This window comes from Microbacterium sp. 1S1, from assembly GCF_008271365.1.
Taxonomy (GTDB): Bacteria; Actinomycetota; Actinomycetes; order Actinomycetales; family Microbacteriaceae; genus Microbacterium.
Window position 1 is genome coordinate 2,049,516 of the sequence record NZ_CP043430.1, and the last position, 23,219, is coordinate 2,072,734.

At 71.8% G+C, this 23,219-nt stretch carries 17 protein-coding genes and 1 pseudogene; 11 read left to right on the plus strand and 7 right to left on the minus strand.

The window, feature by feature from the left end; all coding sequences use genetic code 11:
* The first annotated feature begins 73 nt into the window (after positions 1 to 73).
* Both FY549_RS09960 and FY549_RS09970 read left to right on the plus strand, forming a co-directional pair.
* On the plus strand, positions 74 to 832 hold the full coding sequence (locus FY549_RS09960) for a general stress protein (protein ID WP_259614027.1): 759 nt from the start codon (positions 74 to 76) through the stop codon (positions 830 to 832).
* Positions 829 to 1,506: an alpha/beta family hydrolase gene (locus tag FY549_RS09970; protein ID WP_200839018.1), complete on the plus strand. Its 678-nt coding sequence runs from the start codon at positions 829 to 831 to the stop codon at positions 1,504 to 1,506. The genes FY549_RS09960 and FY549_RS09970 overlap by 4 nt, the downstream gene beginning before the upstream one ends.
* A gap of 79 nt (positions 1,507 to 1,585) precedes the next feature.
* On the opposite strand, the gene FY549_RS09975 is transcribed toward FY549_RS09970, so the two are convergent.
* Together FY549_RS09975 and FY549_RS09980 are read right to left on the minus strand one after the other, a co-directional pair.
* The gene (locus FY549_RS09975; RefSeq protein ID WP_149084872.1) at positions 1,586 to 3,007 is read right to left on the minus strand and encodes an aminopeptidase P family protein; all 1,422 of its coding nucleotides are present in this window, start codon (positions 3,005 to 3,007) and stop codon (positions 1,586 to 1,588) included.
* A 36-nt stretch (positions 3,008 to 3,043) separates the two neighbouring features.
* Complete coding sequence (locus FY549_RS09980) at positions 3,044 to 4,066, minus strand: endonuclease/exonuclease/phosphatase family protein (RefSeq protein ID WP_149084873.1); 1,023 nt, start codon at positions 4,064 to 4,066, stop codon at positions 3,044 to 3,046.
* Positions 4,067 to 4,179: 113 nt separating this feature from the next.
* Between FY549_RS09980 and FY549_RS09985 the strand changes: the two genes are divergently transcribed.
* From FY549_RS09985 to FY549_RS16920, 3 genes and pseudogenes are all read left to right on the plus strand, one after another.
* Positions 4,180 to 5,043, plus strand: a complete 864-nt coding sequence (locus tag FY549_RS09985) for a PHP domain-containing protein (protein WP_149084874.1) — start codon at positions 4,180 to 4,182, stop codon at positions 5,041 to 5,043.
* 63 nt (positions 5,044 to 5,106) lie between these two features.
* Positions 5,107 to 5,757, plus strand: a pseudogene (locus FY549_RS09990) (DUF817 family protein); the annotation flags it as partial.
* A 106-nt stretch (positions 5,758 to 5,863) separates the two neighbouring features.
* The gene (locus FY549_RS16920; protein ID WP_410428255.1) at positions 5,864 to 6,037 is read left to right on the plus strand and encodes a hypothetical protein; all 174 of its coding nucleotides are present in this window, start codon (positions 5,864 to 5,866) and stop codon (positions 6,035 to 6,037) included.
* Here the strand turns inward: FY549_RS16920 and FY549_RS09995 are convergent.
* Entirely contained in the window at positions 6,024 to 7,544 is a 1,521-nt protein-coding gene (locus FY549_RS09995; protein ID WP_149084875.1) for a DEAD/DEAH box helicase, read from the minus strand. The genes FY549_RS16920 and FY549_RS09995 overlap by 14 nt on opposite strands.
* Positions 7,545 to 7,737: 193 nt before the next feature.
* Here FY549_RS09995 and FY549_RS10000 point away from each other — a divergent pair, with 193 nt between their 5' ends.
* The gene (locus FY549_RS10000; protein WP_149084876.1) at positions 7,738 to 8,451 is read left to right on the plus strand and encodes a ferritin-like fold-containing protein; all 714 of its coding nucleotides are present in this window, start codon (positions 7,738 to 7,740) and stop codon (positions 8,449 to 8,451) included.
* Here the strand turns inward: FY549_RS10000 and FY549_RS10005 are convergent.
* Positions 8,448 to 8,735, minus strand: coding sequence for a hypothetical protein (locus FY549_RS10005; protein ID WP_149084877.1), 288 nt, complete (start codon positions 8,733 to 8,735; stop codon positions 8,448 to 8,450). The genes FY549_RS10000 and FY549_RS10005 overlap by 4 nt on opposite strands.
* Positions 8,736 to 8,742: 7 nt before the next feature.
* The gene (locus FY549_RS10010) at positions 8,743 to 8,967 is read right to left on the minus strand and encodes a DUF3107 domain-containing protein (protein ID WP_149084878.1); all 225 of its coding nucleotides are present in this window, start codon (positions 8,965 to 8,967) and stop codon (positions 8,743 to 8,745) included.
* 149 nt (positions 8,968 to 9,116) lie between these two features.
* On the opposite strand from FY549_RS10010, the gene FY549_RS10015 reads away from it, so the two are divergent.
* Together FY549_RS10015 and FY549_RS10020 are read left to right on the plus strand one after the other, a co-directional pair.
* Positions 9,117 to 12,326, plus strand: a complete 3,210-nt coding sequence (locus tag FY549_RS10015) for an ATP-dependent helicase (RefSeq protein WP_149084879.1) — start codon at positions 9,117 to 9,119, stop codon at positions 12,324 to 12,326.
* Positions 12,323 to 15,808, plus strand: a complete 3,486-nt coding sequence (locus FY549_RS10020) for an ATP-dependent DNA helicase (RefSeq protein ID WP_149084880.1) — start codon at positions 12,323 to 12,325, stop codon at positions 15,806 to 15,808. The genes FY549_RS10015 and FY549_RS10020 overlap by 4 nt, the downstream gene beginning before the upstream one ends.
* Here the strand turns inward: FY549_RS10020 and FY549_RS10025 are convergent.
* Complete coding sequence (locus FY549_RS10025) at positions 15,754 to 17,067, minus strand: hypothetical protein (RefSeq protein WP_149084881.1); 1,314 nt, start codon at positions 17,065 to 17,067, stop codon at positions 15,754 to 15,756. The two genes, FY549_RS10020 and FY549_RS10025, sit on opposite strands and share 55 nt — an antisense overlap.
* A gap of 96 nt (positions 17,068 to 17,163) precedes the next feature.
* Between FY549_RS10025 and nudC the strand changes: the two genes are divergently transcribed.
* Together nudC and FY549_RS10035 are read left to right on the plus strand one after the other, a co-directional pair.
* Positions 17,164 to 18,045, plus strand: a complete 882-nt coding sequence (nudC, locus tag FY549_RS10030) for an NAD(+) diphosphatase (protein ID WP_149084882.1) — start codon at positions 17,164 to 17,166, stop codon at positions 18,043 to 18,045.
* Positions 18,042 to 19,763: an ATP-dependent helicase gene (locus tag FY549_RS10035; RefSeq protein ID WP_149084883.1), complete on the plus strand. Its 1,722-nt coding sequence runs from the start codon at positions 18,042 to 18,044 to the stop codon at positions 19,761 to 19,763. The genes nudC and FY549_RS10035 overlap by 4 nt, the downstream gene beginning before the upstream one ends.
* A gap of 813 nt (positions 19,764 to 20,576) precedes the next feature.
* On the opposite strand, the gene FY549_RS10040 is transcribed toward FY549_RS10035, so the two are convergent.
* Positions 20,577 to 21,989, minus strand: coding sequence for a zinc-dependent metalloprotease (locus FY549_RS10040; protein ID WP_149084884.1), 1,413 nt, complete (start codon positions 21,987 to 21,989; stop codon positions 20,577 to 20,579).
* A gap of 118 nt (positions 21,990 to 22,107) precedes the next feature.
* Between FY549_RS10040 and FY549_RS10045 the strand changes: the two genes are divergently transcribed.
* Positions 22,108 to 23,199, plus strand: a complete 1,092-nt coding sequence (locus FY549_RS10045) for a PDZ domain-containing protein (protein WP_149084885.1) — start codon at positions 22,108 to 22,110, stop codon at positions 23,197 to 23,199.
* Positions 23,200 to 23,219 lie beyond the last annotated feature (20 nt).

Here is a 23,219-nt window from a genome sequence, read left to right on the forward strand (position 1 = left end):
CCCGCGGCTCGCACGGGCGGCGGTCCGGAGGGCCGCACGGCCCGGAGACAGCGTGACATGGAAGAATGGCCGGATGAGCATGCTCAATCGCCCCGCGAGCGGCACGGACACCGGTGAGATCGTCGCGTCGACGCGCGACTACGAGAACGCGCAGAAGACGGTGTCGAAGCTGATCGCCGGAGAGGTGCCCGCCCGAGACATCGCGATCGTCGGTCAGAGCGTACGGACGGTCGAACGAGTGACGGGTCGACTCGGCTATGCCGCCGCTGCGCGCTCCGGGGCGATCAACGGCGTGCTGATCGGCCTGTTCCTGTCGGCGATCCTCGTGCTCGGCAATCCCGAGGTCCCCATTCAGCTCTTCGTCGGCTTCGTCCTCATCGGGGTGGCCGTGGGGATGCTGCTGAGCCTCGTCACCTATGCCATCGTGCGTCGCCGTCGAGACTTCGCGAGCGTGACGCAGTTCGCTGCGGACCACTACGAGGTCACCGTGCAGCCGGGCTCTCTGGCCAAGGCCCGCCAGGTGCTCGGTGCCCAGCGCACCGCGCCCGCGCGGCCTCCCGTGAACCTCGACGAGCCCCCGAAGTACGGTGAGCGGATCACGCCAGGGGCTGCCTCGCCCGCGCCGGCCCCCGAGCCCGCTCCGGCTCCCGAGCCCGCTCCGGCCCCCGAGCCCGCTCCGGCCCCGGCTCCCGAGCCCGCGCCGGCTCCCGAGCCCGCTCCGGCCCCGGCTCCCGAGCCCGCGCCGGCTCCCGAGCCCGCGCCGGCTCCCGAGCCCGGGCTTCCGCCGCGACCGGCCGACCCGGGAACCGGCACGCCCGGATCCGTGCGGTGACCGAGCGGCCCACGGCCGCCCGCATCGAGGTCACGCTGCCCACCGGGGCGACCTCGGTGTCCGCCGACTGGACGCAGGGCACCCGCGATGACGTCATCCTGATCGCCCACGGGGCGGGCGCGGGGAAGGACCACCCCTTCCTCGGGGGCTTCGACGCCGGGCTGGCGGCATTGGGGTTCTCGACGCTGCGCTTCAACTTCCCTTACATCGAGCAGGGCCGGCGGATGCCCGGTCCGGCGATGCACGCCATCGCGACCTGGGAAGCCGCCGTCGCCGACGCCCGCGTCCGCGCTCCGGGTGCCGCGGTCTGGGCGACCGGTAAGTCCTACGGCGGGCGGATGGCCTCCATGGCCGCCGCGGAGGGTCTCGCCGTGGACGGACTCGTCTACCTCGGCTACCCGCTCCACCCGCCCGGGCGCCCGGACAAGCCGCGGGTCGCCCATCTGCCGTCGATCGCGGCACCGCAGCTCTTCGTGGCGGGCACGACGGATCCGTTCATCCAGCCGATCGCCGAGCTCGAGGAGGCCGTCGCGGCGTGCCAGGACGCCCGCGTGCATTGGATCGAGGGCGGCGGTCACTCCTTCGAGGTGAAGGGGCGGCGCCGACCGCCGGCCGAGGTCGGAGCGGACGTCGCGCCCGTGGTCGACGCCTTCGTCACCGCGCGGCGGGGTTGATCTCCGGTCAGGCGGCCCGGGTGAGCTGTCGCTCGACGAGCTCGTCGTCGAGCGGCAACTCACCCTCGCGCATCCGCTGTCAGCCCTGCAGGCGCGCCATCCACGCCTCGACCTCGTCCGCCGTGCGGGGGATCCCCGCGGAGAGGTTGACCGGCCCGTCCTCGGTCATGAGGATGTCGTCCTCGATCCGCACGCCAATGCCGCGCAGTTCGGCGGGAACCGTGAGGTCGTCGATCTGGAAGTACAGCCCGGGTTCGATGGTGAAGACCATACCGGGGGTCAGGATGCCGTCGTAGTACATCTCACGGCGGGCCTGCGCGCAGTCGTGCACGTCGATGCCGAGGTGGTGCGACGTGCCGTGCACCATGTAGCGGCGGTGCTGGCCGCCCGCATCCGCGTCGAGTGCCTCCTCCGCGGTGACGGGGAGCAAACCCCACTCGGCGGTGCGCGCGGCGATCACGGTCATGGCCGCGGCGTGGATGTCGCGGAACCGGACGCCGACCCTCGCCGCGGCGAAGGCGGCGTCGGCGGCCTCCCGCACGGTCTCGTAGACGCGGCGCTGCACCTCGGTGAACGTCCCCGACACCGGCAGTGTCCGGGTGATGTCGGCGGTGTAGAGGCTGTCGGCCTCCACGCCGGCGTCGACCAGGATGAGGTCCCCCGACACGACCGTGCCGTCATTGCGGGTCCAGTGCAGGTAGCACGCGTGCGGGCCCGACGCCGCGATCGTGTCGTACCCCTCCCCGTTGCCGTCCTCCCGGGCGCGGCGGTGGAAGACGCCCTCGACGACGCGCTCGCCGCGGGCATGCGCGACGGCGGCGGGGAGCTCGCGGATGATGTCGTCGAACCCGCTCGCCGTGATCTCCACGGCGCGGCGCATCTCGGCGATCTCGAAGTCGTCCTTGATCAGGCGCAGTTCGGAGACGAAGCGGGTGAGGGCCTCGTCCTCCTCGAGCACGAGCTCGCCCTCGACCGGGGCGAAGGCGTCCAGGTGAGCGGTGGCCACCTGGAGATCGGCGGCGACACCGGCGAGGGACGGACGGGGACCGATCCAGAACTCGCCCACCGTCGCGTCGGCGTAGAACTCGGTGGTCGTGCGGTCGGCGCGTTCGCGGAAGTAGAGCGTGACCTCGTGGCCGTCGTCCGTCGGGTCGAACACGAGCACCGAGTCGGGCTCGGCGTCGGAGGCCCAGCCCGTGAGATGGGCGAACGCGGAGTGGGCGCGGAAGACGTAGTCGGTGTCGTTGCTGCGCTGCTTGAGCGAGCCGGCGGGGATGACCAGCCGCTTCCCGGGGAACGCGGCGGAGACCGCGGCGCGGCGGCGCTCGGCGTACGGCGCCTGGGCGCGCGGCGCCGGCAGCGTCTCCGGGCGCTCGGCCCAGCCGGTCGAGATGGTGTCGAGGAAGCCGCGCGGGAAGGGCTGCTTCCGGTTGGTCGAGCTGTTCTCGACGGGCGCCTCGACGGTCTCGTCGGTGATCGTGTCGTTCTCTCCGGTGCTCATCCGTCCAGTCTCTCACCCGGAGGGCGAGGACGGGGATCAGCCGGCCGGTTCGAGCTGCACGATGAGGGCGCGGTGATCGCTGCCGCCCGCGTCCTCGAGGACGGCGGAGCCGGTGGGACGCCAATTGGGAGATGCCATCACATGGTCGATCGGTGCGCCGGCCAGGGCGGGGAACGAACTCGGCCACGTGCCGGACATCCCGTTGCCCGTCCGGGACGCGACGTCGCGGCAGTACCCGATGTCACCGCCGTCGACCCCGAGGGAGGCCATGTGGTCCACGGTGGCGTTGAAGTCGCCGGCGAGGATGAAGTCGCCGGCAGGGCACTGGTCGGCGATCCACTGCAGATCGCTCTGCCACTGCTGCATCTCCTCGACGCGCGGCGCCACGGCGTGCACCGCGACGATGGTCGGACCGTCTCCGTCGATGGGCATCAGCACGGCGCTCGGCACGGACCCGGTGTTGTTGCTGCCGTCCTTGGATGACTCGATCACGGAGTACTCGCCCAGTTCCGGAGCGACGAGGACGGTGGTCTGCCAGGACTGGGGGCCGTCCGGCACGTCCGGCCGGAACTGCACGTGGTGCACCCACATCGGGTGCCCCTGCTCGCGCAGCATCAGCGCGATCCGCTCACCGACCTCTTCGGTGGTCTCCGGCAGCGCGACGACGTCGGCTTCCTGTTCCAGGATCTCCTGCGCGATCTGCTCGGCCGAGACCGCCTCTCCCGCCGTGTTCCAGGTGAGCACCCGCAGGCTCGTGTCGGTGCGCTCGGGGAGGGCGGCCACGCCGAAACCGCGGGTCGCTCCGATCGCGCCGGTCGCCGCGGCACCGAGGAGGGCGACGATCAGGACCGAGGCGGCGAAGCCGCGAAGCGGGCGGGCGAGCAGGAGCAGCAGCGCCACCACCGCGATGACCAGGAACCCGCCGAGCACGAGGCCGCGCGCGGCGACGAGCTGAGCGAACGGGTAGGTCTGCTCGAGGCGGAAGAACTGCGGCCACACGACGATCGCCGTCGCGATCGCGAACAGCACGGTGAGCAGGATCCCCAGGAGTCGAAACATCCCCTCCAGCCTAGAAGTTCCGCCTGTGAAGTCGCTGCCCCGCAGGGGCGGATCGACGCGGATGGTGTGCGGAATTCCGCGCCGAGGCCCGTGGCGCTCGGTACGCTCGGAGGATGCCCGTTCCGCCCGCCGGTCCCGCCGACCTGCACCTGCACTCCAACCACTCCGACGGCACCGAATCTCCTGCCGACGTCATGAGGCAGGCGCACCGGCACGGCGTGCGGACGGTCGCGCTCACGGACCATGACCGCACCACGGGGTGGGCGGAGGCCGGTGACGCCGCCGTCGCGCTCGGCATGACCTTCCTTCCCGGAATGGAGCTGTCCGCCAAGCACGAGTGGCGCAGCGTACACGTGCTCGGGTACCTGTTCGATCCCGAGCACGCGGGACTCCGCGCCGAGACCGACCGGATCCGGAGCGACCGGATCGGACGGGCCGAGCGCATCGTCCGCAACATCGGCCGCGACTACGACCTGCACTGGGACGACGTGCTGGCGCAGACGACGCTCGACGCGACCGTCGGACGGCCCCATATTGCGGACGCGCTGGTCGCGCGCGGTATCGTGCGCGACCGGGGCGAGGCCTTCGACGGCATCCTCCACCCGCGGGAGGGCTACTACGAGCCGCATTACGCCCCGGATCCCCTGACCGCCGTGCGACTGCTCACCGAGGCAGGGGGCGTGCCGATCATCGCTCACCCCGTGACGGCCGGCCGTGACCGCATGATGCCGGTGCCGTACATCGAACGGTTGATCGACGCGGGCCTGGCGGGATTCGAGGTGGACCACCGGGAGAACACCGCCGCGGGGAAGCGGATCCTGCACGAGCTGGCCGACGCGCACGACCTCATCCTCACCGGGTCCAGCGACTACCACGGGTCGGGCAAGCCCAACGTTCCTGGCGAGAACACCACGGCACCCGACATGGTGGCCCGGATCATCGACCGCGCCTCCGGCACCGCCCCACGGCGTCCCTGAGCCCCGGCGGACTGTCGGCGGTCTCCCGGCGTTCTGTCGAGAGCGGCCGATACGGTCCGAGGCATGCAACGTGCCACCCCCCTGGAGCACCGCGTCGACGCGAGCGCTCGCCGCTTCCTCCGTTCGGTGCCGGCATCGGGCTTCCGGGCCGGACTGGCCGAGTTCCTCGTCTTCGTCCTCAAACAGGCCTGGGCGTGCGTGTTCGGGGCCGCCCTGCTGGTGGTGATCGTCGCCGCCCGGCTCTGGTATCCCGACGACGCGGCGCTCGCCCGCAACGACGCCCTGACGATCGCGGCCGTACTCATCCAGGTCGCGATGCTCGTGTTCCGTCTGGAGAGCGGTCGGGAGCTCTGGGTGATCGTGCTCTTCCACCTCACCGGTACCGCGATGGAGCTGTTCAAGACCGATGTCGGCTCGTGGGCGTATGCGGCGGACGGCATCCTCCGCATCGGCGGCGTCCCGCTGTTCAGCGGCTTCATGTACGCGGCGGTCGGCTCCTACATGGTGCGCGTGTACCGGCTGTTCGACCTCGGCTTCACCCGGTATCCGCGACGGTGGCTGACGGCGATCCTCGCCGCGGCCATCTACCTCAACTTCTTCACGCACCACTGGTGGTGGGACGCGCGGTGGGTGCTCCTCGCCGGCGTGGTGGCGCTCTGGCTGCCGACGGTCATGCACGCGCGCGTCTGGCGTCGCACGATCCGGCTCCCGCTTCTCGCGGTGTTCGCGGGAGTCGCCGTGTTCATCTACCTGGCCGAGAACATCGGCACCTGGGCGGGGGGCATGGGCGTACCCGGACCAGGCGGAGGGGTGGCAGCCCGTGTCGCTGAGCAAGCTCAGCTCCTGGTTCCTCCTGATGATCATCTCGGTGGTCCTCGTCGCCTGGGTGTATCCGCCCCAGGTGCCCAGCGCGCTCCTCGACGACGAGGGGCGTCCCACGGAAGACCGTGCGGACGCCCCTCGGAAGACGACGGCGCGGATCAGGCGCCGGTGACGGGGGCCGCCCCCGTGCCGGAGCCGCCGCGACGACGACGACGGCGGCGCGCGGGCGCGGGCTTGCCGTCGTGGTGCTCCTTGCCGGCACCGTCGTGCGTGCCGGCGCCCTCGGCGCCTCGGTCGGCGGTCTGCGCGGACGAGCCCTCACCGGACGTCGCCGCGGTCGTGCCCTCCGCGAACGTGGAACCGACGGGCGTCGAGCTGTTGCGGCGGCGGCGACGGCGGCGGGTGCCGCCCTCCGCGGTGCCCTCGGCGGCGGCGTCAGCAGCGCGCTCCGGACGACGGGTGCGCTCGGTCTTGACCGCTTCCTTCTTCGGGGCGCTCACGAGGCGACCCTTCGTGCCTTCGGGGATGTCGAGGTCGGTGTACAGGTGGGGACTCGACGAGTAGGTCTCGATCGGCTCGGGCTGACCGAACTCCAGGGCGCGGTTGATGAGGGCCCACTTGTGCAGGTCCTCCCAGTCCACGAAGGTCACCGCGATGCCCGTCTTGCCCGCGCGGCCCGTACGCCCCGCACGGTGGAGGTACGTCTTCTCCTCGTCGGGGATCGTGTGGTTGATGACATGCGTGACGTCGTCGACGTCGATGCCGCGCGCCGCCACATCGGTCGCCACGAGGACGTCCTTCTTGCCGGCCTTGAACGCCGCCATGGAGCGCTCGCGCTGGTCCTGGCCCATGTCGCCGTGCACGCCGCCCACATTGAAGCCGCGGTCGTTCAGCTCGTCGACCAAGCGCTGGGCCGCACGCTTCGTCCGCGTGAAGATCACCGTCTTGCCGCGGCCTTCGGCCTGCAGGATCCGTGCGATGACCTCATCCTTGTCCAGGGAGTGGGCGCGGTAGACGAGGTGCTTGATGTTCGCCTGCGTCAGCCCCTCGTCCGGATCGTTGGCCCGGATGTGGATGGGGTTGGTCATGAACCGCCGCGCCAGCGCCACGATCGGGCCGGGCATCGTCGCGGAGAAGAGCTGCGTGTGCCGCACCGCAGGGACCTTCTGGAAGATCTTCTCGATGTCGGCGAGGAAGCCGAGGTCGAGCATCTTGTCCGCCTCGTCCAGCACGACCTCTGTCGCGTTCGAGAGGTCGAGCAGGCGCTGACCGGCGAGGTCGATGAGGCGCCCCGGCGTGCCCACGACGATCTGCGCACCGGCCTTGAGCTGATCGATCTGTCCTTCGTAGGCCTTGCCGCCGTAGATGGCGACCACACTCGTCGAGCGGTTGCTCGTGAGCAGGTCGATGTCCTCGTAGACCTGCACCGCGAGCTCGCGGGTCGGGACGACGATGAGGGCCTTGACGCCCGGCTCGGGGTCCTTCCCGAGTCGCTGGACGACCGGGATGCCGAAGCCGAAGGTCTTGCCGGTACCGGTCTTCGCCTGTCCGATGATGTCCTGCCCCGGGAGCCCGAGGGGGATGGTCTGCTCCTGGATCGGGAAGGCATCGACGATGCCCTTCGCGGCCAGTGCGTCGACGATGTCCTGATCGATGCCGAGTTCGGCGAAAGTTGTCACTGTTGTTCAGATGCCTGTCCGGCGACCGTGCGATCGCCTCGTAACGGATCCACGCCGTCTCTTGTGCCACAGGCGCGGGGCCCCGCTCCGACGGCGGGGACAGGCACAGCCTACCGGAGGGGCGGCTCAGGACAGGGAGAAGCTCGACGTCCGAGTATTGTGAACGTCGTGGCCGACTCGGGAGGGACACCTGGTGGTTAAGTGGTTCTGGCAGCGCGATGCCGCGCCCCGACGCACCCTGGCGTTGCGCAGCCGCGGAGAGCAGAGCGACGCGACGCGCGTCGACTTCGCGGAGCTGGCACCCGAGCTGAACCGGTTCCTCGGCCAGGCGGCCTATCTCCAGCTCGGCTATTTCGAGACCCTGACGCGCCTCATCCGGGCGACCCCGGAGCTGGCGGAGAAGGAGTCGCTGTCCCGCGCGGCCGGAGCCGCGCTCACCAAGCACCGCGGCATCGTGGACCTCATCGCGGCGCGCGGGGAGGATCCGACGCAGCTCATGCTCCCGTTCCGCGAGCACCTGGATGCGTTCCGGCGCAAGACGATCGGTGCGCGTCCGCGCGAGACCCTCCTGGCGGTCTACATCACGGCGGGCATGCTCGACGACTTCTACCTCGCGCTGGCTTCGAGCTATGGCGAGACCGGTCGCCGGGTCGCCGAGATCCTGCGTGAGGACGACGCGCGCCACGAGATCGTGGCGATCATCCAGGAGACGATCGAGAGCGACGAGGAGTGGCGCTCCCTGCTGTCCATGTGGGCACGGCGTCTCGTCGGAGACACGATCCTCGTCTGCCGGTCAGCACTGCGACCGGAGCTCCTCGCGGTCGAGGAGGCGCGCATCGAGCCGGTCTACACGGAACTCATGGGCGCGCACGCGCGTCGCATGGACGCGATGGGCCTGGCGTCCTAGATCCCGAGGGCGGCCTTCGCCTGCGCGTCCCCGCGGCGACGCACGGCGGTGAGAGCCGCCGTCGCCAGTGACGCGACCAGCGCGGCCCCGAGGATGCTCGCGAGCCACAGCCACACGCTGTCCTCGCCGACGCCGGCCCACTGCAGACCCGTGTAGACGGCCGCCGAGAGGGCGGTCGCAATCGCGGGCGCGACCGCGACGCCGCGCAGGTCGCGGCCGCCGATCAGGAAGTGCACGGCGATGCCGAGCACGCACGCGCCGACGAGGGCGAGGAGGATGTACACGGGCGGGTCAGGCGACGAAGCCGACGCGGCGCGACTCTTCGGTGCCCAGCTCGATGTAGGCGAGGTTCGCGGTCGGCACGATGTACGAGTTCCCCTTCACGTCAGCGAAGCTCACGTGCGAGGCGCTCTGCTCCAGCGCCGCGGCGACCTGGGTGCGGACCTCGTCCGCCGTGGCAGCGGTGTCGAAGCTCAGCTCGCGGCCGGTGTTGATGATGCCGATGCGGATTTCCACGCGTGCTCCTTGAAGTTCGTCGGACTCCGCCAACTCTATCGCTCGCCGGACGCGCGGGTCCGGCTCTGGCGCCCGTTTTCGCCCTGAGCGCACAGGTCGCGGCGGCCCGTGGCGACGCCGATGTCCGCGCCTCCCGATACCGTTGAAGGATGACGTCGGATGCCGCCCAGCGAGCCGTGATCGCGGCGCCGCCGACCGCGTCCGCCGTCGTGATCGGCGCGCCGGGCACCGGCAAGACCCGCACGCTCGTCGATCGCATCGTGCACCTCCTCGACGCCGAGGGACTGCGGCCGGAGGAGGTGCTCGCGCTCACGCCGAGCAGACAGGCGGCCACCGCGCTGCGCGACCGCATCGGGGTGCGCATCGGCCAGGCGACGCCCGGACCGCTGGCGCGCTCGCTCGGGTCGTTCGCATTCCAGCTCGTCCGCGGTGCGATGGTGCGCGCGGGCGCCGAACCACCGGCGCTGCTCACCGGTGCCGACCAAGACCGCATCATCGCGGAGCTCCTCGCCGGCGACGCCGAAGACGTCCGGATCCGCTGGCCCGACTCCCTGAGCGAGCCGGTCCGTGCCTCGAAGGGGTTCCGCTCCGAGCTCCGCGCGTTCCTCGCGGAATGCACGGAGCTGGGAGCGAGCCCGGCAGAACTCCGCGCAACAGGAGACGCCGTCTGGACGGCGGCGGCCGACTTCGTCGAGGAGTACCGCAGCGTGCTCGACTCCCTGCGTTCCGCCCACCGCGACGCGGCTGAGCTGCTCGGCGAAGCAGCCGGGATCCTCCGCTCCGGAGATGCGCCGACGCTCGGCCCGCTGGCACCGCTGCGCGTCGTCCTGATCGACGATGCCCAGGAGCTGACCCGCGGAGGGATCGGCGTCGTTCGGGCGCTCCGCGACCGTGGCGTGGCGGTGCAGGCGTTCGGAGATCCCGACATCTCCTCCGGGGCCTTCCGCGGGGCGAGCCCCGAGCTCTTCGCGCAGCTCGCCGGAGCGCTGGACGCGGTGCACGTGCTCGACGGTGCGCACCGGCAGGGCCCCCGGCTGACCGCTCTGACACGGACGGTGACGCAGGCGATCGGCGTCTCCGGGCGGGTCGACCACCGCCGGGCGCCTTCGCCCGTGGCGGACGACGACGGGGCGGACGTCTCGACCTTCCTCGCGCCGTCTCCCTACGAGGAGTTCGACCGCATCGCGGGCGTCCTGCGAGACTGGCACCTCAGCGCGGGGGTGCCCTGGGAGCGGATGGCGGTCATCGCCCACGACACCCGCCAGGTCACGGCACTCGAGACCGAACTCGCCGCGCGCGAGATCCCCACGAGGGCGGCCGGCGTGCAGCGTCCGCTGGGCAGCGAGGGCATCGTCCGCGACATCGTCGGCATCGTGCGGCTCGCCCTCACCCCGGACGAGGAGCGCACGGTGCAGGCCTGGGAGGAGGCGTTGCGCACACCGTTCGGCGGCATGGACGCGATCGCGCTCCGTCGACTGCGCGCGCGGCTGCGGCACCTCGAGCTGGGGCAGGGCGGGTCGACCCCGGCACGGGAGCTGCTGCGGGCGGCGATGTCCACGCCCGCCACACTCACGCTGATCGACGCGCCGGAGTCGCGCACCGCCGAGCGCTTCGCCGAGACGGTGGCGGCGGTCGCCGATGCCGCGGCGGCGGGGGAGACCATCCACGACCTGCTGTGGCGCATCTGGGACCAGGCCAGGGCGGTGGACGGGCGGCGGCTGCAGGTGGCGTGGCGGGAGATCTCGCTGCTGCCCACCGGCGCCGAGACGGCCCGGTCTCTGGATGCTCTCGTGGCACTCTTCGACGCCGCCAAGCGTTTCGTCGAGCGCACCCCCGACGAGCGCCCGGAGATCTTCGTGCGCGACATCCTCGACAGCGAGGTGCCGGAGGACACGCTGTCGGCGCCCGAGAGGCCGGGCACGGTCACGCTGCTGACGCCGGCGACCGCGCTCGGCACGGAGTTCGATGCCGTGGTCGTCGCCGGAGTCCAGGACGGCGTCTGGCCCAACGTCCGGCTCCGCGGCGGTCTGCTCCAGACATGGCGGCTGGCCGACGCGCTCGCCGCGGCGCGGACCGGCACCCCGGTCGAGGTGCCGGGCGTGCTCGACCGGCGTCGGGCCGCTCTGCACGACGAACTCCGTCTCTTCGTGCGAGCGATCTCCCGGGCGCGACATCGGCTTCTCATCACCGCGGTGGACGACGACGATCTGTCGCCCAGCGCTTTCTTCGGCTTCCTGCCCCCGCCGGGCCCGCCGGAGCGCCATGCCTCGGCCGACCATCCGCTCACCCTCCGCGGTCTCGTCGCCCGTCACCGTCGCGTCCTCACCACCGCGCACGCCGAGCCGGTCCGCCGCGAGGCCGCCACCCAGCTCGCCGTCCTCGCACGAGAGGGCGTGCCGGGGGCGCACCCTCACGAGTGGTACGGCATCACTCCGCCCTCGACCTCGGCGCCGCTGCGCGACCTCGCCACGGCAGGGGCACGCGTGTCGCCCTCCGCGGTCGAATCCTATGAGGAGTGCGGCCTCAACTGGGTCGTGTCCGCGCTCGGCGGTGACACGGTCATGCCGCCCACGGCCGGGATCGGCACCATCGTCCATGAAGCCATGGAACGAGTCCCGGACGGGGATCTCGAGCGCATGCGGGCGATCGTCGAGGAGCACTGGCCCGAGCTCGATTTCGAGACGGCATGGATCGGACGCAAGGAGCGTCGCCGCGCCGACCTCTTCGTCGATCGGCTGCACACGTACCTCGGCGAGGTGGCCAGGGACGGCGGCCGCGTCCTCGGCAGCGAGGTCGAGTTCCGGTTCGCCGTCGACGTCTCCGGCGAGAGCGGGGAGCCCACCGTCCATCCGGTTGGAGAGGAACGCGGGCACCGCGCGATCGTGCACGGTTACATCGACCGCGTGGAGGCGTACCCGCGCGGTGGCGGGGAGCACGGTCACGCCCGAGGTCGCGGGTGGCAGGCGATGGCCGGCGCGAACGACGGGACGACGGTGGTCGTCGACCTGAAGACGGGCAAGACCGATCCGGAATCCGACGGCGGCGTGATCGACCACGCCCAGCTCGCGGCGTACCAGATCGCCGTGCAGGAGGGGCTCGTCCCCGGTGCCTCGCCGACCTCCCTCGGAGGAGCGCGTCTCGTGATCGTGTCGAAGACCCTGGCCAAGAGCGACTACCGCGTCGCGCATCAGCACGCCCTCGACGCAGAAGCGCGATCGCGGTTCCTGAATCGGGTCGCCGAGGTCGCGCGGGGCATGTCGGCGGCGAGCTTCACCGCTCAGGTCGAGGCCCACTGCGCCGACACCCAGCGCCGTGTGCACCCGTGTCGCATCCACACCGTGCCGGCGGTGAGTGCATGACCGCAGGATCCACGGGCGCCCTGTTGTCGGCGACCGACCTCGCCGCCGCGCTCGGACTGCCGACGCCGACCCCCGCCCAGCAGCAGGTGATCGAGGCCCCGCTCGAACCTGCGCTCGTCGTCGCCGGCGCCGGGAGCGGCAAGACGGAGACCATGTCGGCGCGGGTCGTCTGGCTCGTGGCGAACGGGCACGTCCGGCGGGACGAGGTCCTCGGACTCACCTTCACCCGCAAGGCCGCAGGCGAACTCGCGGAGCGTATCGGCGCCCGACTCGCCCTCGTCGACGAGTACGGACGTCGGGGGCTCCTCCCTCATCTGCGGGAGATCGTGGCCCGAGGCGCGCTGCACCGGGTGGCAGAGGCCACGCCCGGGCGCCAACGCGAGCTCGTCCGTGCACACGTCCTCGACGAGCTCGCGGAGCTTCACGACACCGGTTGGGTGCCGGGGGCGGTCCGCTCCGCCGACGACCTCATGATCCGGCCGCGCGTCTCGACCTACAACGCCTTCGCCGACGGGATCGTCCGCGAGCATGCGGCGCGCATCGGGCGGGACCCCGACGTGGCGATGCTCAGCCAGGCCGCCTCCTGGATGCTGGCGAGGGAAGTCGTCCTCCGCAGTGATCTGCCGGAGCTGGAGGAGGTCGACTACGCGCTCGGGACGGTGATCGACGCGGTGCAGCGTCTCGCCGCGGAGGCCCTCGACCATCGCGTCGATCTCGCGGAAGCCGACCGGCTGGCGACGGCGCAAGCTACCGCCTTCGCGCCGTACCGGGGCAACGCGGACGTCGAGAAGGCCGCCGTCAACCTGCTCAGCCTGCCCACGCTGACCCGGCTCGTCCGCGAGTACAGCGCGGAGAAGGACCGGCGTGGAGTGCTGGACTTCGCCGACCAGGTCGCCGGGGCCTACGACATCGTCGAGTCGGCTGAGGACGTGCGAGCCGAGCTCCGTGAGCAGCATCGCGTCGTGCTGCTGGACGAGTACCAGGACACGTCCGTGATCCAGACCCGCTTCCTGGCGGAGCTGTTCCGGGATGCTGCCGTGATGGCGGTGGGTGATCCGCATCAGTCCATCTACGGATGGCGCGGTGCCAGCGCGGACAACCTCTATGCGTTCCCACGGTCCTTCTCGAGCGCGGGCGAGGTGCGCACGTACAGCCTCATGACGAGCTGGCGCAACGACCGGGGCATCCTCGACGTCGCCAACCGGGTACTCGAACCGCTGCAGCGGCCCGGACTCGACGTGCCGCCGTTGGAGCCGCGCCCCGGTGCCGGCGAGGGTTCGGTCGCCGTGCGCTATCCCTTCACCGTCGACGACGAAGCCGACGAGGTGGCGGCGTGGTTCGCCGAACGCCGCGCGGCGCACGAGGCGAGGACGACGACCCCGCACACCGGGGCGATCCTGTTCCGGTCCAAGCGGCACATGCAGACCTTCGCCGCTGCGCTCGCCGCCCGAGGGATCGCGCACCGCATCCTCGGACTGGGTGGTCTGCTGGCCACCCCCGAGGTGGTGGACGTGGTCTCGACCCTTCGGGTGGTGCACGACCCGACGGCCGGATCGGCACTCATCCGGCTCCTCACCGGCCCGCGCTTCGGCGTCGGCGTGGCCGACATGGCGGCGCTGTACGAGCTGGGACGGGCGCTGGCGGAACGCGACACCGCGCTGGTCCCGTTGCCGGAGGAGGTGCGGGCGCGTCTCCGGTCGTCCCGCGGCGCTGACGAGGCCGTCTCCATCGTCGATGCGGTGGACGTCGTGCGCGCGGTCCGCGACGACTACCGGCTGCTGGAGGGCATCACCCCGGAGGGTCGAGCACGGATCCGTGCGGCAGGGGAGATGCTGGAGCGTCTCCGCCGGGCGTCTTCCCAGCCGATCCCCGAGGTGATCCGGCTCATCGAGCTGGAACTGCGGCTGGACATCGAGCTCGCGGCGAACGAGACGCGCGGCCCGGCGCGCGTGGCGTCCACTCAGCTGCGCGCCTTCGCGGACGAGGTGCGTGCGTTCCTCGCCGCCGACGAACGCGGTACGATCGGCAGCCTGCTCGCCTGGCTCGACAAGGCGGAGAGCACCGACGAGCTGATGCCACGTCCGGAACCGCCGGAGCCCGGCGTCGTGCAACTGCTCACCATTCACGGGTCCAAAGGGTTGGAGTGGGACGCGGTGGCGGTCGTGCGCCTCGTCGTGGACGAGCTGCCGGGTCGCGTGTCCGACACGTCCGGCTGGTTCGGTTTCGGCGTCGTCCCCTTCGCGCTGCGAGGCGACCGCGACGCGCTCCCGCGCTTCACGTGGGATCCGGATGAGGCCATGGCGGCGGAGACCGATCCCGCCACCCGGCAGAAACTCGCGCAGGCGTCGCTGTCGGGCGGTGTGACGAAGGCGAATCCGCACGGCGGCGCGCTGCGCCGGTTCAAGGATGCGTATCGCGAGTACCAGCGGCAGGAGGAGCGTCGCCTCGCGTACGTGGCCATCACCCGTGCCAAGAGCGATCTGCTGCTCAGCGGCGCTCACTGGGCGGGACAGAAGGCCCCGCGTACGCCGAGCCCCTATCTCCTCGAGGCGATCGACGTGCGGGGCCTGGACGAGATCCCTCCGGTCGACCCGGACGAGAACCCCTACGACGGTCCGGGGGCTACTCTCCACTGGCCGCTCGATCCGCTCGGTGCGCGTCGGGCGGTGGTGAGCGCGGCGGCCGCGGCCGTGGAGCAGGCCCTGAGCGACGACACCGGGGCGCCGACGGACGAGCTGCGCCGACTGCTGGCCGAGCGGGCGGCGCGCCAGCGCGGGACGGATGCGGAGGCGCCGACGCGAGTGCCGGCCTCCCGCTTCAAGGACTACGTCACGGATTACACCGGGACCCTGTCCTCGCTCGTGCGGCCGATGCCCGAGCGCCCGTATCGCCAGACCCGACTCGGGACGTTGTTCCACGCGTGGGTCGAGCAGCGCTCCGAGCTCGTGGGCGTCGGCGCCCGAGTCGACGAGGCGCTGTGGGAGCAGGATGAGGACCAGCCGGAGGGGGATGTCCCGCTGGACGGTCTGGCGCCGGGAGCCGCCGCCGATGCCGCTGACCTGGCCGCACTGCAGGAGACCTTCGAGCGGAGCGAGTGGGGGCCGCTGCAGCCGCTTGCGGTGGAGATCGAGATCGATTTCGCGCTCGGGGCGGGTCTGCAGAGCGCACGGCCGGATGCGGCCGGCGCCCACATCGTCATCTGCAAGCTCGATGCCGTGTACCGCCGTGCCGACCGTGGCGGCAGGATCGAGATCGTCGACTGGAAGACGGGGCGGGCCCCGCGCACACCCCGAGAGCGCGAGGAGCGCATGCTGCAGCTCGCCCTCTACCGGCTCGCCTATCACCGGCGGTTCGACGTCCCGCTCGACGAGATCGACGTGGCCCTCTACTACGTGGCCGACGACCTCGTCATCCGCGGCGACCGCGTCTACTCCGAGGAGGAGCTCTTCCAGCGCTGGAGCGCCGCCCGCGCGGCGCGCTGAGCCTCGTCCGAGTCGTCGTCGTCCGTGACCGCCTGGGAGGATGCGGTGTTGTCGTCACGACCGCTTCCTCCGGTGAAGCGCATCGTGAGCCCGGAGAGGTCCTCGGTGTCGATGCTCGCGGCGGCGGCGCGACGGTCGGTGTCGGGATGCGCGGAAGCGCTCGGCTGCTCGACGCTCGCGGTCACGGAGGCCGGCACGGCCGGATCCTCGCGATCCGCGTCGTCCGTCTCCGCAGCCCAGAGCTCTTCCGGGTTGTAGGCGTCGGTCTGCATCGAGGTGTCGACCTCGGGCGCGGTGGCCACGGGTACCCGGTCGAGAGCGTCCAGGGCGGAATCCACGCCCGACCGGCGGTCTCCCGGCGCGCCGAGGGAATCGTCACGCAGGCCGTCGGCGAGAGCGTCGAGGAGGGCCGCCGCGTCGTCGACGATGTCCTCGCGCCGCAGGGCGTCACCGTGGACCAGCCAGCGGGCGAATTCGAGTTCGGCGAGCAGCCGCGCGCGGATCTCCAAGCCGGCGTCCGGGGCGCGCTCCAGGGTGCGTGCGTAGGAGCCATGCACGTCGGCCGCCGCGTCGGGGGCCGCAGACAGCCACGACAGGTCGAGCGCGGGGTCGCCGACCGCAAGGCCGTGCCAGCCGATGATGCCGGTGACCTGAGGGCCGCGTTCGGGATGGTCGTCGAAGAGGAACGACGTGGCCTGCGCCCCACCGAGCACCACCGTCGACTCGAACCGCCACAGCTCGTCGTCGGCGACGGCTTCCCGCCAGCGCACGGTGAGACGAGCGGGGACGCGGCCGGTGGCAGCGGCGGTGTCGACGAGGCGCTCCAGCTCGGCGCGGCTCTCCTCGGCGCTCCGCATCACCAGCCCGGCCCCTCGGACGACAGACGTCGGCAGGGCATGCACGGCGGCGATCGCGGCCCCCATCGACTCGGCGGCGCCACGCCCGGCCGGCACCATCGACGCCTCGATCTGGAACCCGGGCAGCAGCTCTGTCACGAGCGCGCGTCCTTCGCCGACCCGGGTCTCGCCGATGTACGCCGGGGCGCGGAACGGGAGCATGGCACGGGCGCCGTCCGTGAGCGCACGGAGCGCGAGGGCCTCGGCGGCGAGCTCTCGCGAGGCATCGTCGTCGTCCGCGACGCGGATCGCCAGTTCGCGACCGTCCGCCAGCGTGGCGACGGCGGAGTCGAAGCGGCCGTCGCCATCGGCGGTGAGCGTGCGGGTGCCCGTGACCTCCGCGCCGGGAAGTGCAGCCGTCACCGCCGCGGCTAGAGTGAATGGAGAGCGTCCCATGCCCCCAGGGTAGGTCGGCTCAGGGGCGGTCCCGCCTCCGCCACGCCCGTGAAAGGGGAGTCGATGAGCATTCCGCGCCCGTTCTTCGACCGTGCCGCCGAGCTCCGCGACGAGGAAGGCGTGCTCGATCGGCTGCGCAGCGATCCCGCCACGCGCGTCATCGGGGTGCGCGAGGGACGGGTGCGCATCGTCGCCTCCGCTCTGCTGCGGGTCTCCGCGGACGAGGTGGCCGACGCTACCTGGGCGCTCCTGGGACGGGACGCCGACGGCGCCGCGCTGCTGCTCGCGGCCCTGCCGCCCGAGACGGACGCTCTCGACACCGCACCGGACGAAGTGTGGCTCGGCCTTCGGGACATCGGCGGACGGCTCGATCCGGTCGAGTCGGAGGTGCTCTCGGGCGCGGTCGCGCTGGCCGGCTGGCTCCGGGATGCACCGTTCTGCCCCACCTGTGGCGGGGGCACCGAGCTCCGGAACGCGGGGTGGTCACGGCGGTGCCTCGTGTGCGGCCGCGAGCACTTCCCGCGGACCGACCCCGCCGTGATCGTCGCCGTCGAGAGCGAAGACGGCGACCGGCTCCTCCTCGGAGCCAACGCGAACTGGGGCGGGCGCATGTACTCGTGCTTCGCGGGGTTCACGGAGGCGGGCGAGTCGCTCGAGGCCACGGTGCATCGGGAGATCGAGGAGGAATCCGGCGTCCGGCTCTCCGCGCTGCGCTACGTCTCCTCCCAGCCGTGGCCGTTTCCCCGTTCGCTCATGGTCGGCTTCCGTGCCGTCACCGCGGACGAGGCGGCGGCGCGGCCGGACGGCGAGGAGATCATCGACGTGCGCTGGTTCACGCGGGCCGAGATCGGTTCGGCGCTCGCCGGCGACGGCCCGGTCGGCCTGCCGGGGCCTGCATCGATCGCGCGCGCTCTGATCGTCGACTGGTTCGAGGAGCGTCCGTGAGCGCACTCGATGCCCTCGACGAGCGGCAGCGAGCGGCGGCATCGGTTCTGCGGGGGCCGGTCGCGGTGCTGGCGGGAGCCGGAACGGGGAAGACCCGTGTCATCACCCACCGGATCGCCCATGGAGTGGACACCGGGGCCTATTCCCCCTCGCGGGTGATGGCCGTGACGTTCACGGCGAAAGCAGCGGGGGAGCTTCGCGGGCGGCTCCGTGCGCTCGGAGTGGAGGGCGTCGCCGCGCGCACGTTCCACGCCGCCGCGTTGGCCCAGCTCAACTTCTTCTGGCCGACGCTGGCGGGAGCGCCGGCCCCCTCGATCATCGACAACAAGGTGCGCATGCTCGGCCAGGCGGCCGATGCGATCCGCCTGCGCCCCAGCACGGCGACCCTGCGCGACATCGCCTCCGAGATCGAGTGGCGCAAGGTCTCCATGATCTCGATCGACCGCTACGGCGAGCTCGGCCGTCCGGTCAGCGGCATCGACGCCACCCAGCTCGTGGAGCTCATGCGCGGCTACGAGGCGCTGAAGGACGAGCGCCATCAGCTCGACTTCGAGGACGTGCTGCTCGCGTGCGCCGGGATGCTGGAGACCGAGCCCCGAGTCGCGGCGGCGGTCCACGAGCAGTACCGGCATTTCACGGTCGACGAGTTCCAGGACGTGTCGCCGCTGCAGAACCGGCTCCTCGAGCTGTGGCTCGGCGACAGGCACGACATCTGCGTGGTCGGCGACGCCAGCCAGACGATCTACTCGTTCGCGGGGGCGGAGCAGCGGTTCCTCCTGGAGTTCGAACGGAGGCACCCGGATGCCACGGTCGTCCGGCTGGAGACGAACTATCGGTCGCAGGCGCCGATCCTGACGGCGGCAAACGCCCTGATGCACGGCCGGCCGGGTGCGCTGGAGCTCGTGCCGGCGCGCGAGCAGTTCTCGGCCGACCCGCCCACGGTCACCGCGTACGATTCGGAGACCGAAGAGGCGGCGGGTATCGCGGCCGGGGTGGCGGCCCGCATCGCCGGCGGCGCCTCCCCGGCGGAGATCGCCGTGCTCTACCGCGCTCACGCGCAGTCCGCGGTCCTGCAGCAGGCGCTCGCCGCGGAAGGCATCGCGACGTCGGTGCTGGGAGGCACGCGCTTCTTCGCGATGCCGGAGGTGCGACAGGCCATCCTCGCGCTCCGTGCCGCCGCGGTGGCGCCGACGGAACACGGTTTCCTCCCCGGGGTACGTCGTGTCCTCCGTGAACTGGGCCTCACGGAGGAGCCGCCGGTGGCGGGCGGTGCCCAGCGTGACGGCTGGGAGGCGCGCCGCGCCATCCTGCGGCTCGCGGAAGAGGCCGGACCGGAGACGACGCTCCGATCGTTCAGCGACGAGCTCATGGCGCGCGCAAAGGATCAGCACGAGCCGACGATGCGGACCGTGACGCTGTCGACCCTGCATGCGGCGAAGGGTCTCGAGTGGCCGCACGTCTACCTCGCAGGGTGGGCAGAAGGATCCCTGCCGATCTCCTACGCGACCACGTTCGAGGCGATCGACGAGGAGCGTCGGCTGGCATACGTCGGGGTCACGCGGGCTGCGCGTACGCTGGAACTGTCGTGGGCACGCTCGGCCGGTCGGGGCGAACGGGCACCGTCGCGCTTCCTGGCGGAGATGGGGACGACGGCCCGCGGCACAGGCATTCTTCGCGAAACGACACCGAACGCCACACGATCCCGCCGTCCGCGTTGATCTGTGCGATCCGGGCAGGCGCAGTGGCCGCGAGCAGCCCGGCGGCGACCGCGCCCGCCGCTGCCAGTCGCGCGAGCGGGATGCGTCCGGGATCGCGCGCGACGAGCTGACTGTGAACCAGGGGCCAGGCCTCGTCCCGGGCGGCGTCCTCGACATCCCGGCAGGCCAGGCAGGGCGTGATGCCGGGGAGCACGAGCGGTCCGACGGTGACCCGACCCGTCTCCACCGCCACGGGCAGGTGTGGCGTGTCGGCGCGGAGGAGCCCGGTGAACTGCCTCGCGGCCGCCATCCCGGGCACGAGGACGACCGTGACCGCGACCGCGCCGTCATCGTCGGCGAGCGGGACACCCTCGTCCGCGAGCGCCTCCCGCAGCCGCGGCTCCGCGCGGTGGTCGATGAGCCCGAGCGAGGTCACCCGGGCGGGGAAGGGGAGGGGCGGCTCCTCCTGCAACGCGGGCTCGACCAGCGCGAGGAGCTGTCTGGCTTCTTCGCGGGGCGCTCCGGCCTGATGCGCGATGACGTCGAACGAAGCACGCCGGAAGCCGTGGCGCATGCGGCTGAGGAGCCGCTCGACCCAGGGAGCCGAGGCGGCGATGCGGATGACGCCCTCGTGACCGAGCTGCAGGGTCGTCCCATCGCGCCAGAGCAGGGGCGTGCCCGGATCGAGTCGGGTCAGGGTCGTGGGAGTGAGCGGCACCACTCGATTCTGCGGAGGAACGAGCGAGCGCGGGTGGCGTGTGAGGATCGGTGGAGAAAACGGCGTACGGTCCGCGGCAGGGGAGGGAGAGTGCCGACCGCCGCCGACGGTCGAACTCAGACGGGACGCTCGCCCTCCGGCGCCTCGTCGTCGCCCTCGGCACCGGGGCCCTCGTCCTCGCTCTCGGCGGGAGCGTCCGCCGAGAAGTCGTCGCCGTCGAGCAGGCGTGCGAGAGCCTCGTCGAATTCATCCGCCTCCGGCTGCTCCCCCCGCTCGGCGGCCTGCAGACGGGCGACCAGTGCCGTGGGGTCGTCGATGTCCTCAGCCGTCGGCATGAGGTCGGGGTAGTCCCACAGGGAATCCCGAGCGGCGATGCCGACCGCGTCCGTCACGGCCCGCCACATGGCCGACGCCTCGCGGATGCGCCGCGGACGCAGCTTGAGGCCCACGAGAGCGCCGAGGGCGTCCTCCGCCGGCCCGCCGACCGCACGGCGGCGCCGAGCCGCCTCCGCGATGCGCCCGCCGTCGGGGAGGCGGGACGTGGCCTCGGCCGTGACCACGTCGACCCATCCGTCGATCGTGGCGATGAGGTTCTCCAGACGGGCCAGAGCCTCGCGCTGCGCCTCGGTCTGGGTGGGAAGCAGGGCGCCGCCCTCGATCGCCGCGCGCAGCTCCTCGGGGTTCGAGGGGTCGAGTCGGCTCGCCACGTCCTCGAGGGCGTCGACATCCACCGTCACGCCGCGCGCGAAATCGGTGATCTGGGCCATCACATGCAGGTGCAGCCACTTGGCGTGCCGGTAGAGACGGGCGTACGCGAGCTCACGCGTCGCGATGTAGAGCGCGATCTGGTCTTCGGGGATCTCGAGTCCCTCGCCGAACGCCGTGAGGTTCTGCGGGATCACCGCGGCGGTGCCGGCCGGCAGCACGGGGATGCCCACGTCGCCGCCGGAGACCACCTCCAGGGAGAGGTTGCCGAGGACCTGGCCGAACTGGGCGGCGAACACCGAGCCGCCGAGGCCCCGCATCAGACGGCCCGCGCCCTGCACGACGCCGCGCATCTCCTCCGGCACCTGCGTGTCGAGGGCGGCCGTGAGTGCGTCGGCGATGCTCGTCGACACCGGGTCGGCGATCTCCTTCCACACGGGGAGGGTCTTCTCGACCCACTCGCCCCGGGTCATGGCCACGGGCGCCTCCGCGAGCTCGGAGATCGTCGTCGCCTCGCCCAGCCACAGGTTCGCGAGCGCGAACGCGTCGGCGAGGGAGGAGCGCGAGCCGTCGCCGATGCCCTGGCCCTCTCTGTTGGCGATGTGCAGCGCTTGGCGCAGCGAGTTCTCCCACGGATCGCCGCCGAAGGCCCCTTGGAGCTGCGACATGATCGTCTGCATCATCGCCGGGTCGAACGTGAAGCCGTCCATTCCCTGGAAGGCGCCCCGCAGCGCTTCGGGGTCGATGTCACCACCGCCCTGGTTCGAGAGCATCCGTCGGAGGAACTCCTGGAAGTCCTCCGGGTTCGGTTCGTTGTCCGCCATGTCGCTCGCCCTCTCAGCACGTCTGAAGCCGTGGCCTCTACGCTAGTCACAGGTTTCAGTGCGCGACCCCGAAGCGGGCAGATCGCTGTACGCCGCTCGCGAACGACGGAGGATTGCTGTGGAACGACCGCGCGCAGGAAAGCTCGGACTCGGTGTCTGGGCACTGGTGGTCGCGCTCGCCGCGCTCGCCGTCCTCACCTTCCTGCCGTCGCCCTACGTGATCCAGCGCCCAGGACCGGTCTACGACACGCTCGGCACCGCGAAGAACGCCGACGGCGAGCAGGTCCCGCTCATCAGCGTCGAGGGGACCGAGACGTACGAGACGGGCGGCACGCTCGACCTCACGACCGTCCAGGTCGTGGGCAACCGCGAGCGGACGCCGAGCTGGTTCGAACTCGCCCTGGCGTGGATGGACTCGTCCCGCGCCGTCGTTCCGCTGGATGCGGTGTTCCCCGAGGGCGTCACCAGCGAGCAACGTGACGAGCGAAACGCGATGCTCATGGTCGATTCGCAGCACGAGGCGACGGCCGCCGCGCTGAACGAGCTCGGCTACGACACCGGCGCCGAGGTCGTGGTCGTCGATGCGGTCGACGGGTCGCCGGCCGACGGCGTCCTCGAGGCTGACGACGTGATCACCGCGATCGACGGGACCCCGGTGACCTCCGCGACGGCCCTGCGCGAAGCCATCCAGGACGCGGGTGGTGAACCGGTCGCGCTCACCGTGCGCCGCGACGGCGCGGAGCAGACGGTCGAGATCACGCCGGAGGAGCAGACCCAGGACGGCACGACGACCTGGCTGATCGGTATCACCCTGCGCACGGACTACGACTTCGAGGTCGACGTCACGATCCAGCTCGACAACGTCGGCGGTCCCAGCGCGGGCATGATGTTCGCCCTCGGCATCATCGACACCCTGACGCCCGGCGAGTTGAACGGCGGCAAGGACGTCGCGGGGACCGGCACGATCGACGCCGAGGGGACCGTCGGGCCGATCGGGGGCATCCGCCAGAAGCTCTACGGTGCCCGTGACGCCGGCGCGGACTACTTCCTCGCGCCGGAGGCCAACTGCGACGAGGTCGTGGGGCACGTGCCGGACGGCCTCCAGGTCATCCGCACCGCAACCCTCGACGACTCCCTCGCGGCGCTCGAGGTGATCGCAGAAGACGGCGACGTCGAGGCGCTGCCGACGTGCGAGGTCCCGGCCACCTGACCGATGGTTCGGCCGTCCCT